Origin of the sequence: Vulgatibacter incomptus, assembly GCF_001263175.1 — a bacterium.
GTDB classification, from domain to species: domain Bacteria; phylum Myxococcota; class Myxococcia; order Myxococcales; family Vulgatibacteraceae; genus Vulgatibacter; species Vulgatibacter incomptus.
Window position 1 is genome coordinate 2,840,287 of the sequence record NZ_CP012332.1, and the last position, 13,678, is coordinate 2,853,964.

The window sequence follows — 13,678 nt, forward strand, 5'->3', positions numbered from 1 at the left end:
ATGCGCTGGTCCCGCGTCTGCATCGAAGCCATCGCCTACGAGCTCCCCGACGAGCGCGTGACGTCGTCGGCCCTCGAAGCGCGCCTCGCGCCGGTCTACGAGGCGCTGCGCCTCGGCGGCGGACAGCTCGAGGCCCTCACCGGGATCCGCGAGAGGCGCTGGTGGCCGAAGGGCCCGGTGATGAGCGACGTCGCCGCCCGCGCCGGCCGAAAGGCCCTCGAGGCCTCCGGCCTTCGGCCCGAGGATCTCGGCGCCGTGATCTACGGCGGCGTCGCCCGCGACAACCTCGAGCCCGCGACCGCCTGCGCCGTCGCCGAATCTCTCGGGCTTCCGCCGGAGGCCGTCGCCCACGACCTCTCGAGCGCGTGCCTGGGCATGCTCGAGGGCGTGGTGGAGCTCGCCAACCGCATCGAGCTAGGCCAGATCCGCGCCGGCCTGGTGGTCGGCGCCGAGAGCGCCCGCGAGATCGTCGAGCAGACCATCGCGCGCATGATCGCCGAGCCCACGCTGGAGCGCCTGCGCCTCTGCCTCGCCACCCTCACCGGCGGCTCCGGCGCCGCCGCCATCGTCCTCACCGACTCGTCGATCAGCGACGCCGGCCACCGCCTCCTGGGCGGAGCCTTCCGCTCCGCGCCCCAGCACCACCGCCTCTGCCGCTGGGGTCCCACCCACGGCCTCCTGGGGGACGGCCCGCAGGTGACGGACACCGACGCTTCCGCCGTCCTCGTCCACGGCATCGAGCTCGCGAAGCAGACCTGGCCGCGATTCCTCGACTCCCTGAAGTGGCGCGGCGACGACCTGGACAAGGTGGTCTGCCACCAGGTGGGCTCGGGCAACCGGCGCACCCTCCTGGACGCGCTGTCGATACCCGACGACCGCGATTTCTTCACCTTCCCCACCCTCGGCAACACGGGCTCCACCGCCCTGCCGATCGCCGCCGCCATGGCCGCCGAGCAGGGCTTCCTCGCCCCCGGCGACCGGGTGGGCCTGCTCGGCATCGGCAGCGGCCTCAACTGCCTGATGCTCGGGCTCCAGTGGTAGCGACATGACCTTCGACATCGCCCCTTTCCGCGAGCTCTATCCCTGGCAGGGCCACCGCCTGGACGTCGGCGGCGGCGTGCGCCTGCACTACCTCGACGAGGGCGCCGGCGAGCCGCTGGTGATGCTCCACGGCAACCCGACCTGGTCCTTCTATTACCGGAACCTCGTAAAGGGCCTCGCCGGCCGCTACCGCACCATCGTCCCCGACCACGTGGGCATGGGCCTCTCCGACAAGCCCGGCGACGACCGCTACGAGTACACGCTCGAGCGCAGGGTCCGCGATCTCGACCTCCTCCTCTCCACACTCGAAGTGAAAAAGGACATCACCCTCGTCCTCCACGACTGGGGCGGGATGATCGGCATGGTCTGGGCCATGCGGAACCTCGAGCGGGTGAAGCGCATCGTCCTCTTCAACACCGCCGGCTTCGGCCTCCCGCCGGACCGGATCCTGCCCTGGCAGATCGGCGTGATCCGCCACCTCCCCCGCTTCCAGCTCCCCGTGCGGGGCTTCAACGCCTTCGTCCGCGGCGCGCTCCTCGGCTGCGCGAAGAAGCCGCTGTCGCCGCTGGTGAAGAAGGCCTACCTCGCCCCCTACGACTCGTGGGCGAACCGGATCGCGGTGCAGCGCTTCGTCGAGGACATCCCCCTCGCGCCCGGCGACCGCAGCTTCGAGCTCGTGGACGAGGTGTCGCGAAACCTCGACAAGCTCGCGGCAATCCCGGTCTTCATCGGCTGGGGCGCCCACGACTTCGTCTTCGACGATCACTTCCTCGCCGAGTGGCGCGCCAAGGTCCCCCACGCCGAGGTGAAATACTTCGAGGACGCCGGCCACTACGTGCTCGAGGACGTCCACGACGCGATCCTGCCGCTGGTGGAGGACTTCCTCCGTCGCCATCCGATCGAGGCGCGCTCGTGAGCGCGGCGGGGCCCTCGCTGCAGCCGGCCGGGCCAGGCCTCGCCACCGCAGAGGGCGGCCCCGTCACCACATGTAACATCGCGTCACACCTACCCGCGATGGCCGCCCTGCAGTCCGACCGGCCCGCGGTGATCGTCCCGGCCAAGGGCGGCGGCTGGGAGCGGCTCAGCTTTCGCGAGCTCGACGCGCGCAGCGATCTCCTGGCCCACGGCCTCGAGAGCGCCGGGATCGCGAGCGGCACCCGCACCGTGCTCATGGTGAAGCCGTCGCTGGACTTCTTCGCCCTGGTCTTCGCGCTCTTCAAGGTGGGCGCAGTCCCGGTGCTCATCGATCCGGGGATCGGCAAGCGCGCGCTCCTGCGCTGCCTCACCGAGGTCGAGGCCGAGGCCTTCGTCGGCATCCCCGCGGCGCACCTCGCGCGGCTCCTCGTCCCCGCGCCCTTCCGGACGGTGAAGACCCTCGTCACCGTGGGAAGAAAGCTCGGCTGGGGCGGCAACGATCTGGAATCCCTGGCCAGGCTCGGCGCGGGCAAGGGCCCGTATCGGATGGCGGAGACCTCTCCCGAGGCGCTCGCGGCGATCCTCTTCACCTCCGGCAGCACCGGCATCCCCAAGGGCGCGATCTACACCCACGGGATCTTCGACGCCCAGGTGCGCTCGATCCGCGCGCTCTACGGCATCGAGCCCGGCGAGATCGACCTCGCCACCTTCCCCCTCTTCGCCCTCTTCGATCCCGCCCTGGGAATGACCGCCGTCGTCCCCGAGATGGACGCGCGCTTCCCCGCCAAGGCCGATCCCCGCAAGCTCGTCCACGCGATCGAGGCCCACGGCGCGACCAACATGTTCGGCTCGCCGGCGCTCCTCGACAACCTCTCGCGCCACGCCGAAGCCGCGGGCATCCGCTTCCCCACGCTGCGCCGCGTGCTCTCCGCCGGCGCCCCCGTCCGCCGCGACATCGTCGAGCGGATGCAGGGTCGCCTCGATGGCGAGGCCCAGGTCTTCACGCCCTTCGGCGCCACAGAGTCCCTCCCCGTGGCGAGCATCGGCAGCCGCGAGGTGCTCGAGGAGACCTCGTCCCGCACTGCGACCGGCGGCGGGATCTGCGTGGGACGGCCCGCTCCCGGGATCACGGCGCGCATCATCCGCATCGACGACGGCCCCATCGACTCGTGGAGCGACGACCTCGAGCTGCCTCGGGGCGAAATCGGCGAGATCACCGTGAAAGGCGACGTGGTCACGCCCGGCTACTTCGCCAGGCCCGAGCAGACCCGCCTCGCCAAGATCCGCGACGGCGACGCCATCGTCCATCGCATGGGCGACCTCGGCTGGATCGACGAGCTCGGCCGGCTCTGGATGTGCGGCCGCAAGAGCCAGCGCGTGCGGCTGGGCGACGGCCGCACTCTCTTTACTGAGTGCGTCGAGCAGGTCGCCAACCGACACCCGGCGATCCGGCGCAGCGGCCTCGTCCAGGCGGGGCCCGGCCGCGCCGCCCTCGTCGTCGAGAAGGAGCCCAGCGCTTCCGCGAACGACGACACGCTCCGCTCCGAGCTCCGCTCTCTCGTCGATCCCTCCATCGAGGCGATCCTCGTGCACCGGGGCAGCCTGCCGGTGGACGTCCGCCACAACGCCAAGATCGACCGTGAGCGCCTGGGCCGCTGGGCCGAACGGACGCTGGGATGATCCGCTCGGTTCGGCGAGATCGCGGAGGGAGCACCAAGTGAAAGCACTGGTTACCGGCGGTGGCGGCTTCCTCGGCAGCGCCCTCGCACGTGCGCTCCTCGCCCGCGGCGACGAGGTGCGGGTGCTCGCCCGAGGCGCCTACCCCGAGCTGCAGGCCCTCGGCGCCGCGACGATCCAGGGCGACCTCCGCGATCCCGCAGCCGTCGCCGAGGCGTGCTCGGGGATCGACGTCGTCTTCCATACCGCCGCCAAGGCCGGCGGCTGGGGCGACCCCGCCGAGTACGAGGCCATCAACGTCCACGGCACGCGGAACGTGATCGACGGCTGCCGCGCGGCCGGCGTGCCCTCCCTCGTCTACACCAGCACGCCCAGCGTCGTGCACCAGCGCCACGGGATCGAGGGCGGCGACGAGTCGCTCCCCTACGCGCAGCATTTCGAAGCCCACTACCCGCGCACCAAGGCCGCTACCGAGAAGCTCGTCCGCGACGCGAGCGACGACGCGCTCCGCACCGTCTCGATCCGCCCCCACTTCATCTGGGGCCCGGGCGATCGCCACCTGCTCCCCCGTCTCCTCGATCGGCAGCGTAGCGGCCGCCTCCGCCGCGTAGGCAAGGGCGATCCCCTCACCGACACCTGCTACGTGGACAACTGCGTCCACGCCCACCTCCTCGCAGCCGACCGCCTTCGAGCCGGCGCCGACCTCGGCGGCAGGGTCTACTTCGTGAGCGACGGCGCCCCGATCGGCCTGTGGACCATGGCGAGCCGCATGCTCCAGGCAGCTGGCGGCGAGCCCATCGAGGGCACCGTCCCCGCGTGGCTCGCGCGCGCCGCCGGCGCCGCCCTCGAGGCCACGTGGTGGCTCCTGCGCCGCCAGGACGAACCCCTCATGACCCGCTTCGGCGCCTCGCAGCTCAGCCACGCCCAGTGGTTCGACATCGGAGCCGCCCGACGCGATCTCGGCTACGAGCCCCTCGTCTCCGTCGAAGAAGGCCTCCGCAGGCTCCAGGCGTGGAGCGAGCGCGAAGCACGCTGACCCGAAGAACGCTGCTCGTGCCAGTCCCCACCGACCTCCGGTAAGGTGCCGGCCTCGACCCAAATCCATCTCGCAGGAGGGAAGATGGAGCCCGAAGCGATCCCCGGATCTCGAATCGGTTACATCCGCAGCCACCTCAGGGGTGACCACCCGCTCGGCGTCGCGTGGGCGAACTTCTATCTCCTCCCATTCTTTGCCAATGCAGTTGGATCCCCGATCCTGTCGCTCCTCGAGGACGCGCCGGCACGGATCCCCTCCCTGGCGTCACTGGTCTTCGTCATCCTCGTCCTGGCACTCAGGGGATGGGGGGCGATCGGCGCCTGGGCGTCTGCCAGCCTGCACGTATCGAGAGACGGGAAGCCGGTCTGGGCGCGAGCCGCCAAGGCGGGCATCGCCGTGGTGCTCCTGATCCAGGTCCTCAACCTGGCGCGTCTCGCGCCCGAGCTCGGCGAGCACGTCCTGGTCGCCTTTGGTCCCTCTCCATTTCCCGCCTTCGTCGCCGAGCCGAGCGCCGACGGAAAGGCGATCCTCGCCAGCGGCGACATGTCCGACGACGCCGCGGATGCGATCCGTCGCGCTCTGGATCGCGCGCCCGACGCGAAGACCGTCGTCCTCAGCTCGGACGGAGGATGGATCGCCGCAGGAAAGCGGGTCTCCGAGCTCATCGCGGAGCGTGGCCTCTCGACCTACGTCGAATCGGAATGCTCGTCCGCTTGCACGATCGCGTTCCTCGGTGGCGTCGATCGAGCCGTCTCGCCAAGCGCCAAGATCGGCTTCCACCGCCCCCGAAAGGTTGGTGGCAGCGGGGAAGTCGGCGTGAAGAACACCGCAGGCAGGCTCTACGCCGCTGCGGGAGTCTCTCGCGCGTTCATCGAGCGAATCCTGGACACGCCGCCTGAGTCGGTCTGGAACCCAAGCGTGGCCGAGCTGCTCGAGTCGAAGTTCGTAACGAGGGTAGTCACTGACGTCGAATCGCCGAGCGCCGAATCGCAATCGGCCGCCGCGGCTCCTGCCGTCAGCCGAGAGAGTCCGCCTGCCCCGGCGGTCCCGTAGCGACGACCGGACCTCGGCGACCTCGACCTCCGTGGCCCTCATCACGCCAGGTCCCCGCTCACGCGGAAGGCCGCCTTTCCGGGCTCGAGCGCGAGCTGCAATCCCAACACGGCCAGCACGTCGATCAGCTTGTCGAGCCTGAGCGTCGGCTTCTTCCCGCGCTCCAGGTCGTAGATGAAGACGGGGCCGCACCCCGCCAGCGTGCTCAGCTCGATCTGGGTCAGGCCGAGGCCCTTTCGCCGCCGACGCACGGCCGCGCCGAGCGCGCTCGCCCAGCCCTCCCCTCCTCCAACGCCATCCGATCGCATGGAACGCCTCATCGCCTGCCGTGGAGTCCGCGGATTCAGCCGTAGAATCCATTCGTCCTGATGGATTTTCGCATAGCTACGGAATCGCGCGAGCCGAGGCGAACGAATTCCATTCGGTCGAATGGATTTCAGCGAACGCCGATCGGGAAAAGCTCGGGAAACCCTGATCTCCGGGACCAAGCCAAGCCTTCGCTCTCCGCAGGCCACTTCGCCTTGAAGGTGGCCAACTCGGCTGCTAATCGACCGGTCTCGCCGCCAAGGAGGCCCGTTGGACGTCGCCTACATCCTCGCCCCAGTGCTGCTCATCGCAGTGGTGCTGGCGGCGGTCCTGCTCGAGCGCCTCAGCGTCCCCGTGATCCTCGTCGCCCTGGGCGCGGGCATCGCATTCGGCAGCGACGTCCTGAACCTCTGGCCGTTCGACAACGTCCTGCTGACCAACCAGGTCGCCAACATGGCCCTGGTCTTCATCCTCTTCCACGGCGGCTTCGTCACCAAACGCAGCGACTTCCGGGCCGTGGCGCTTCCGGCGGGAGGCCTGGCGACCTGGGGCGTGCTGCTGACGGCGGCGATCACCTACGCCTGCCTGCGGTGGGGGCTCGGCTGGTCCTTCGAGAAGTCCGTCCTCCTCTCGGTGATCATCTCCTCCACCGACGCCGCGGCGATCTTCTCGATCCTCCGGCGCCAGTCGCTGCCGCCCAGGCTCTCGTCCACGGTCGAGATCGAGAGCGCCGCCAACGACCCGATGGCGATCCTCCTGACCGTGGTGGCGGTGACGGCCTTCGCCTCTGGCGAGGCCGACGGCGCCGCCATGGTGGTGGAGTTCTTCTGGAAGTTCACCGCGGGTCCGATCGTCGGCTTCCTGCTCGCGAAGAGCTCCCTCTGGACCTTCAACCGCCTCCGGCCCCAAGACCGCGGCTACTACTACGTGCTCTTCCTCGGCGTGGTGCTGCTGACCTACGGCATCGCCGAGGCGGCGAACGCGAGCGGCATGCTGGCGGTGTTCACCGCGGGCTTCGTGATGGGCAACCGCCCCTTCGTCCACAAGCAGGGCGTGCTCAACTTCTCGGAGGCGATCTCCGCCATCGCGAACATCGGCATGTTCGTGCTCATGGGGCTGCTCGTCTTCCCCCGCGACTGGTCTGGGCTCTGGGTCCAGGGCACCCTCCTCTTCCTGGTGCTGACCTTCGTCGCGCGGCCGCTCGCCGTCTTCCTCGGGACGATGGGCATGCGCTTCGGCACGAAGAACAAGCTCTTCGCGTCGTGGGCGGGCCTCCGCGGCGCGGTGCCCATCGTGCTCGCCACCTACCCGTCCGCGGCGGGCCTGGCGCTCGGCGAAGAGGTCTTCAACCTCGTCTTCTTCGCGGTGCTCCTCTCGATCCTGATCCAGGGCTCGACCATGGGCACGTTGGCGAAGTGGATGGGCCTCTCGGAACCCTCGCGCCCGAAGCCGCTCTTCAACTTGGACCTCATCACCATGGCCCACAGCGACTACGATCTCTTCGCCGTGGACCTGCCAGATCCGCGAGGCGCGCCGGGCCCGAGGATCCGCGACCTGAACCTCCCGGAAGGTTCGGTCATCACCCTCGTCACCCGTGGCACGGAGGTCGTGATCCCCAAGGGAAACACGCGGCTCCAGGGCTGGGATCAGGTGACCGTCCTCGCCCACGCGCCCGACGAGGACCGCGTGCGCGCCGCTCTCCTCGAGCCCTTCACGGCGAAGGAGGCCGACGCGGCCGAGGCCCTGCCGAGCACGACGTAGCAACGTCGTCGATCGCGGCCAGGCCCGAGCGATGGCTCGAGGTGCATCGTCCCCCTACGCTGCGCTTGAGGAGACCTTCACCCCTCCGCGATCGGCGCGGCGCTCGTCGTAGTCGGCGGCGGCGGCCGCACGAAGTCCCACGGCTCGCGGCGCAGCTTGGCGGCCAGCGCACGAAGGAGCTCGGAGCGATCCGCCCTCGTGATCCCCTCGGACCGCATGGCCACCACGAGCGCGAGGGCGAAGCTCACTCCGAAGTTCAGCAGGGCCATGGTGACGATGCCGAAGAGGGCCGCGAAGAACCCCCACGACGCGATCGCCCCCCAGCCCAGCGAGCTCACCGCGAGCGTGAGGCTGCCGGTGGAGAGGGTCACGTGGCGAACGTCGAGCGGGAGGCCCGTCGCGTTCCCGACCAACGGAGTCAGAGCGAGCATCACGCCGAGTGAAACGTTCCCGGCGATGCCGCCGACGTTCCCGGCGACGAATCTCTGGAGCCAGCTCGCACCGGCCTTGCCGAGGATCCGCCGAACCCGGGGCGACGCCGCCAGGGATTCCGGGAGCCTCCGGTAGATCGCCCAGTTCTGCGCGGCGCCCGCCAGCACGCTCGAGATCCAGAGCAAGACGCCGGTGAGGGCGGCATAGAAGATCGTCCCGCTGGTGAAGGGATCGAGCGATCCGATCACGTACCGTGCCTTCTCGGGTCCCAGCAGCGCCTCATCGGCGCCCCGCCGAAGCAACCGCTCTGCGAGCAGGACCGCCGGCACGACCAACCCCAGGTTTCCTGCTGCCGCCGCGAGCTGCGAGCGCGTGATCCGCGCCACCACCTCCGACCACTCGCCGCCGGCCCGGGCGCCGATTCCCCGAGCGAGAGCCGCCGCCGTCACGGATGGCTGCTTCGTCGCCAGCGTGAAGCCCATGAGCTGCATCGTCACGAAGCTGCCCGCGTAGTTCAGCGCGGAGGCCATCCACTCCACCAGGAGCGGGAGCTTGGCCGCCACGATCCAGAACTTCGCCAGGGTGGTGCCGGCCGTGAGGACGCCGCCGCCCCCTGCGGAGCCGAGCATCCGCACGTATTCGCCGCGGGTCGACGTGATGTAGTGGCCGCCTGTCGCCCCCGCGTGCTCGACGATCTTCCGGGAGAGGAGCTGGACGTTCTCGCGGGCGAGGGCGCGAAGGCTCCCCTCGCGGGCGGCACCCGATACCAGGGAGGCCGCGAGCGCCACGCCGGCGCCGACGTCTCCGCCCGCTCCCGTGAGGCGCGCGAGTCGCTCGATTCGCTCGAGGCCCAGGTCGATCTGCTTGAGGCGATAGACGAGGTCGACGCTGACTCCGCCCTCCTCGAGGCGAGCCTGGACCTCTGCGGCCTTCATCCGGCAGGCGGCAGCCGCCTCGAGACAGGCGCTCCGGACGGCCGGCACCTCGGAAGCCGGCGCGTCCGCGAGGGCCTTGCACGCGAAGGGAAGCTGGAGGAACGCCGATGCGGAGGGATCGGATAGGCCGGCCCGCTCGACGAAATCGTCCGACAGACCGATGGCGCAGACGCGCGCGGCCACCACCTGGAGGGCCGACGAGATCCCCTCCTGCAGCGGCGACAGCGGGTTTCCGAGGAGGCGGAGCACCTCGTCCACGAGCTCGGGCGAGAGGGCCGCGAGGCGGTCGCCGCTCTCCCGATCCGGAAAGAGGCGCCGAAGGATGGGGACGAGATTGCCGTCGGCCGGCGGCTCCGGAAGGACGTGCTCCGCGATCCGCCGCCCGGCCTCCGCCAGGATGCCCGGCCTCGAAGGTAGGCCTGCCGACGAGAAGAGGCGCGCTGCCTGTCCCCCCTCCAGCACCCGACGGATGCAGGCCCCGAGGTCCGCCGCCGCCGCGGAGTCCTCGCGCAGCGACGCGACCAGGGCCGAGAGGCGATCGTCGACCCCGTCGCCCCCGGCGAACATCCACGCCGCGAGCTTTCGCAGGAAGGTCAGCGACCGTTCGGGATCGTCATCGGGCCCGGGGCGCTTGGCGAGGAGAGTCGCGAGCTGGCGGAGGGCGCGTTCGTTCGGCAGTGGCGCCCGAGATTCGTTGGAGGTCCTCTCATCCATCGCCGGGCACGATACATGGGACGAGCGCCCAGCGCCCCCCCGCCCCTTCAGCCTGCGCGGAGCCGCACCTGCGCGAGCACAAAGCCGGAGCGCCGCTCCGCGCGGGCCTCGACGACGAAAGGGCCCTCGTTCCGCACGAGATGGAGCCCGACCCGCGCCTCGCCCACGTCGTCGTCCAGCTCCACCTCGGCCTCGGCGAAGCCGACGTAGCGGTTCACGTGCGGATGCAGGGCCTTGTAGATCGCCTCCTTGATCGCGAAGCGCGTGACCAGCGCGCCCCAGCGCCGCGCCTCCGGGAGCTCGAGGATCCGCCTCTCCTCCTCCGGCCGCAGGATCCGCTGCAGGATCGACATCCGCTCGGGCTCGAGCTCTTCGAGGTCGACGCCGAGGGTCCCCTCGGACGCGGGGGCCACGAGCCCGACCGCCAGCGTGCGCTTGTGGGAGACGGTGGCGGAGAACGCGGGAGGAGGGAGCGGCTCGTTGCGCGGCCCGCGGAGCACCGCGCCCAGCTCCACGCCCAGCCCTGCAGCGGCCTCGCGCAGCGCGAGCCGGCCCCCCACCCACTCGACCCGGCGTCTGCCCCGCAGCGTCCCGGCCACGGCCGCCTCCTCCGGATGCAGCCCGCGCAGGATCGCCTTCGGCGGGTCCTCGAGGCCCGGAGGGAGGTGAACGGCGGCGAGGATCCCGAAGGGAGTCGCCTCGACGAAGGAGGTGGAGAAAAGTGCGTCCATTCCAGTGGCTACCACGCGACAGAATAACGTGCCTCACCCACCCTTGCGCTATACTGTTCGGCCAGGAGTGCCCGCCCACGGCCGACGGTTCGAAGAAACAGGCCGCCGGCCACGGCGCGCCGCGAGAGGATCGGAGAAGGCAGCGCGTTGGAACACCTCCTCGACAGACGTCTGGTTCTCGTCACCGGCAAGGGCGGCGTGGGCAAGAGCACCGTTTCCGCGGCCCTGGCGCTGGTGGCGGCCCGCGCCGGAAAGCGCGCGGTCGTCTGCGAGATCGAGGGGCCCTCCGCGGTGGCGCCGCTCCTCGGAGCGACCGGACACGGCCACGCCCCCCGCCCCATCGGCGAGGGCGTCGAGCTCGCGGTGCTCACGGCAGAGGAGGGCCTGCGCAGCTACCTGGCCGATCGCATCCGGCTCCCCGGCATCGTCGACCTCGTCTTCAAGCAGCCGGCGGTCAGCAAGTTCTTCCGCGCCGCGCCGGCCTTCGCCGAGATGGGGATCCTCTATTCCATCTCCAAGCTCCTCGACGAGAAGGACGCGCGCGGGCGCCCGGCCTGGGACCACGTGATCGTCGACCTCCCCGCCTCCGGCCACGCGGTCGGCATGCTCGAGGCCCCCTTCATCGGCAAGCGGATCTTCCTCGCCGGCCCGGTACGGCACCTGTGCGAGTCGATGGAGCGGATGCTCCTCGACCACGACCTCGCCACCTGCGCCGTTGTCACGCTGCCGGAGGAGCTCCCGGTGAACGAGGCGCTCGAGCTCGCGGCCAAGCTGCGGGACCGCGGCCTTCGGGTGGAGGCCGTCCTCGCGAACGCGGTGGAGTCGGAGCCTCTCGAGCCGGAGGAGCACGCGCTGGTCGAGAAGCTCCGGGCGCTGGAGCACCGCCCCCTGCTCGAAGGGGTGGCGGTCGCAGCGCGCAGGGCGGCCCGAGGGCGCGCGATCCTCGGCCGTCTGACCAAGGGGCTCCGGAAGGCCCCCGTGCCGATCTCCTTCCGCCTCGAGCGTGGCCGCGAGCTGGTGAAGGCCATCGCCCAGGAGCTCGAGACCGCAGCCACTCCCGCCGGAAACCGTCTATAAGGCGCGCCCTGGCACAGTCCCCCCTCGCATCGGAAATCCGAGGATAGGCCCGAGACGGGCCAGCACGATTCACACATGAACGACAATCTCGAACTCCTCCTTGCAGACGGCGTGATCGACGACGTCGTGTCGCGCCTGAAGAGCGGTAAGGAGGCCGATGTATGGCTCGTCCGCCACGGCGGCGAGGTCGTCGCAGCCAAGCTCTACAAGGAGCGGACGGCGCGCAATTTCAAGAACAACGCGGGATACGTCGAGGGACGCAAGGTGCGAAATTCACGCACACAGCGTGCGATCGACAAGGGCTCGCGCTTCGGCCAGGAGGCGGCGGAGGAGGCGTGGAAGTCGGCTGAGGCCGACTCGCTCTACAAGCTCCACGCCGCTGGCGTCCGCGTCCCCACTCCGGTGATGTTCTACGAGGGAGTGCTCCTCATGGAGCTCGTCACGGGCCCCGACGGGCAGGCGGCGCCGCGGCTCATCGACGTGGCCCTCACGCCGGCCGAGGCGGCGGCGATGTACACGGACCTGCGGTCACAGATCGTGAAGATGCTCTGCTGCGATCTGATCCACGGCGACCTCTCGCCCTACAACGTGCTCCACGGGGCGAACGGGCCGACGATCATCGACTTCCCCCAGACCGTGGCGGCGGCGGCCAACAGCCAGGCCTGGTTCTATTTCCAGCGCGACTTCGACAACATCCGCGAGCACCTCGCGTCTTTCGACCGCAGCCTCCTCGGCCGCGGCGGCGACGCGCGGGAGATCTGGCGGGCGTACGAGCGGCGCGAGCTCAACCCGGAGTTCGAGCCGACGGGACGCACGGAGGAGAAGAGCGCGAAAGCCGAGCGCCCGGCGGAGGCAGCAGCGGCCCCCGCAGCGGCTCCGACGGTCGGCGGGATCCGCGAGTACGTGCCCGAGCGCCGTTCGGGCGGCCCACGCCGCGAGCGCGGCTTCGACGGTCCCCCCAGGCCCGACCGGCCCCGCGGCGAAGGTGGCTTCGACGGTCCGCCCAGGTCCGACCGGCCCCGCGGCGAGCGTGGCTTCGACGGTCCCCCCAGGTCCGACCGCCCGCGCCGTGAGGGTGGCTTCGACGGTCCTCCCAGGTCCGATCGCCCCCGCCGCGAAGGCGGCTTCGACGGTCCTCCCAGGTCCGATCGGCCCCGCCCCGAGCGCAGCTTCGACGGTCCTCCCAGGTCCGACCGGCCCCGCCGCGAGGGTGGCTTCGACGGTCCTCCCAGGTCCGACCGGCCCCGCCGCGAGGGTGGCTTCGACGGTCCTCCCAGGGCCGACCGCCCCCGCCGCGAGGGTGGCTTCGACGGTCCTCCCAGGTCCGACCGGCCCCGCCGCGAGGGTGGCTTCGACGGTCCTCCCAGGTCCGACCGTCCCCGCCGTGAGGGTGGCTTCGACGGTCCTCCCAGGTCCGACCGCCCCCGCCGCGAAGGCGGCTTCGACGGTCCCCCGAGGTCCGACCGTCCCCGCCGCGAAGGCGGCTTCGACGGTCCCCCGAGGTCCGACCGCCCCCGCCGCGAGGGAGGCTTCGACGGCCCCCCCAGGTCCGATCGGCCCCGCCGCGAGGGAGGCTTCGACGGACCCCCCAGGTCTGATCGGCCCCGCCGAGAGGGCGGCTTCGACGGTCCCCCCAGATCCGACCGTCCCCGCCGCGAGCGTCCGTTCGACGGCGGCGGCCGGCCTCACCGGGAGGGCTCCTTCGACGCCGGCGGCATCCCAGAGGCCCGCAACGACTCTCCGGGCAGCGATCCCGGCGCGCCCCGCAACGGCTGGCGCGACGGCCCCCGCGACGCGGGACGTCACGATCGTCGCGAACGCTCGCCCCAGGGCCGCCCGCCCCGTGAAGGGGGCGGACGCGAGAGGCGCGAGGAGCGTCCCGATCGCCGGCCCGGCGCCCAGGGCCCGGTCGTCGTCCACGTGAAGCGCCTCGTGGGCTCCGAGCCCCCGCGCAGCTGAAAGTCTGCAATCGGGGGCGCTCGCGCCCTGGACGAGTCACG

Annotated in this window: 11 protein-coding genes; 8 read left to right on the top strand and 3 right to left on the bottom strand. The window is 71.1% G+C overall.

The genetic code is table 11. The annotated features are described in order from the left end of the window. The 5 genes from AKJ08_RS11830 to AKJ08_RS11850 all read left to right on the top strand — a co-directional run bounded on the left by AKJ08_RS11830 (window position 1) and on the right by AKJ08_RS11850 (window position 5,722). Window positions 1-1,041 carry a 3-oxoacyl-ACP synthase III gene (locus tag AKJ08_RS11830; protein ID WP_050726254.1) on the top strand — a complete coding sequence of 347 codons (1,041 nt, stop codon included), beginning with the start codon at window positions 1-3 and terminating at the stop codon, window positions 1,039-1,041. A gap of 4 nt (window positions 1,042-1,045) precedes the next feature. Beyond that, on the top strand, window positions 1,046-1,957 hold the full coding sequence (locus AKJ08_RS11835; protein WP_050726255.1) for an alpha/beta fold hydrolase: 912 nt from the start codon (window positions 1,046-1,048) through the stop codon (window positions 1,955-1,957). Continuing rightward, window positions 1,954-3,636 carry a fatty acid CoA ligase family protein gene (locus AKJ08_RS11840; protein ID WP_276202167.1) on the top strand — a complete coding sequence of 561 codons (1,683 nt, stop codon included), beginning with the start codon at window positions 1,954-1,956 and terminating at the stop codon, window positions 3,634-3,636. The genes AKJ08_RS11835 and AKJ08_RS11840 overlap by 4 nt, the downstream gene beginning before the upstream one ends. A gap of 37 nt (window positions 3,637-3,673) precedes the next feature. Next, the gene (locus AKJ08_RS11845) at window positions 3,674-4,669 is read left to right on the top strand and encodes an NAD-dependent epimerase/dehydratase family protein (protein ID WP_050726257.1); all 996 of its coding nucleotides are present in this window, start codon (window positions 3,674-3,676) and stop codon (window positions 4,667-4,669) included. Window positions 4,670-4,753: 84 nt separating this feature from the next. Continuing rightward, on the top strand, window positions 4,754-5,722 hold the full coding sequence (locus AKJ08_RS11850; protein ID WP_050726258.1) for a COG3904 family protein: 969 nt from the start codon (window positions 4,754-4,756) through the stop codon (window positions 5,720-5,722). 41 nt (window positions 5,723-5,763) lie between these two features. Here the strand turns inward: AKJ08_RS11850 and AKJ08_RS11855 are convergent, their stop codons facing one another. Next, on the bottom strand, window positions 5,764-6,030 hold the full coding sequence (locus tag AKJ08_RS11855) for a helix-turn-helix domain-containing protein (RefSeq protein ID WP_050726259.1): 267 nt from the start codon (window positions 6,028-6,030) through the stop codon (window positions 5,764-5,766). Window positions 6,031-6,298: 268 nt separating this feature from the next. Between AKJ08_RS11855 and AKJ08_RS11860 the strand changes: the two genes are divergently transcribed. Continuing rightward, window positions 6,299-7,789, top strand: coding sequence for a potassium/proton antiporter (locus AKJ08_RS11860; protein ID WP_050726260.1), 1,491 nt, complete (start codon window positions 6,299-6,301; stop codon window positions 7,787-7,789). Between the two features lie 77 nt (window positions 7,790-7,866). Here the strand turns inward: AKJ08_RS11860 and AKJ08_RS11865 are convergent, their stop codons facing one another. Together AKJ08_RS11865 and AKJ08_RS11870 are read right to left on the bottom strand one after the other, a co-directional pair. Then, on the bottom strand, window positions 7,867-9,870 hold the full coding sequence (locus AKJ08_RS11865; RefSeq protein WP_050726261.1) for a site-specific recombinase: 2,004 nt from the start codon (window positions 9,868-9,870) through the stop codon (window positions 7,867-7,869). 47 nt (window positions 9,871-9,917) lie between these two features. Further along, window positions 9,918-10,601 carry a 4'-phosphopantetheinyl transferase family protein gene (locus AKJ08_RS11870; RefSeq protein WP_050726262.1) on the bottom strand — a complete coding sequence of 228 codons (684 nt, stop codon included), beginning with the start codon at window positions 10,599-10,601 and terminating at the stop codon, window positions 9,918-9,920. Window positions 10,602-10,748: 147 nt separating this feature from the next. On the opposite strand from AKJ08_RS11870, the gene AKJ08_RS11875 reads away from it, so the two are divergent. Together AKJ08_RS11875 and AKJ08_RS11880 are read left to right on the top strand one after the other, a co-directional pair. Next, on the top strand, window positions 10,749-11,678 hold the full coding sequence (locus tag AKJ08_RS11875; protein ID WP_050726263.1) for an ArsA family ATPase: 930 nt from the start codon (window positions 10,749-10,751) through the stop codon (window positions 11,676-11,678). A gap of 75 nt (window positions 11,679-11,753) precedes the next feature. Beyond that, window positions 11,754-13,637 carry an RIO1 family regulatory kinase/ATPase domain-containing protein gene (locus AKJ08_RS11880; RefSeq protein ID WP_050726264.1) on the top strand — a complete coding sequence of 628 codons (1,884 nt, stop codon included), beginning with the start codon at window positions 11,754-11,756 and terminating at the stop codon, window positions 13,635-13,637. Window positions 13,638-13,678: the final 41 nt, after the last annotated feature.

Excerpts from the sequence above, each read along its gene's own strand:
- AKJ08_RS11835 (WP_050726255.1), top strand. The coding sequence starts at position 1,046 with ATGACCTTCGACATCGCCCCTTTCCGCGAGCTCTATCCCTGGCAGGGC.
- AKJ08_RS11865 (WP_050726261.1), bottom strand. The coding sequence starts at position 9,870 with ATGGATGAGAGGACCTCCAACGAATCTCGGGCGCCACTGCCGAACGAA.
- AKJ08_RS11855 (WP_050726259.1), bottom strand. The coding sequence starts at position 6,030 with ATGCGATCGGATGGCGTTGGAGGAGGGGAGGGCTGGGCGAGCGCGCTC.
- AKJ08_RS11880 (WP_050726264.1), top strand. The coding sequence starts at position 11,754 with ATGAACGACAATCTCGAACTCCTCCTTGCAGACGGCGTGATCGACGAC.
- AKJ08_RS11850 (WP_050726258.1), top strand. The coding sequence starts at position 4,754 with ATGGAGCCCGAAGCGATCCCCGGATCTCGAATCGGTTACATCCGCAGC.
- AKJ08_RS11830 (WP_050726254.1), top strand. The coding sequence starts at position 1 with ATGCGCTGGTCCCGCGTCTGCATCGAAGCCATCGCCTACGAGCTCCCC.
- AKJ08_RS11870 (WP_050726262.1), bottom strand. The coding sequence starts at position 10,601 with ATGGACGCACTTTTCTCCACCTCCTTCGTCGAGGCGACTCCCTTCGGG.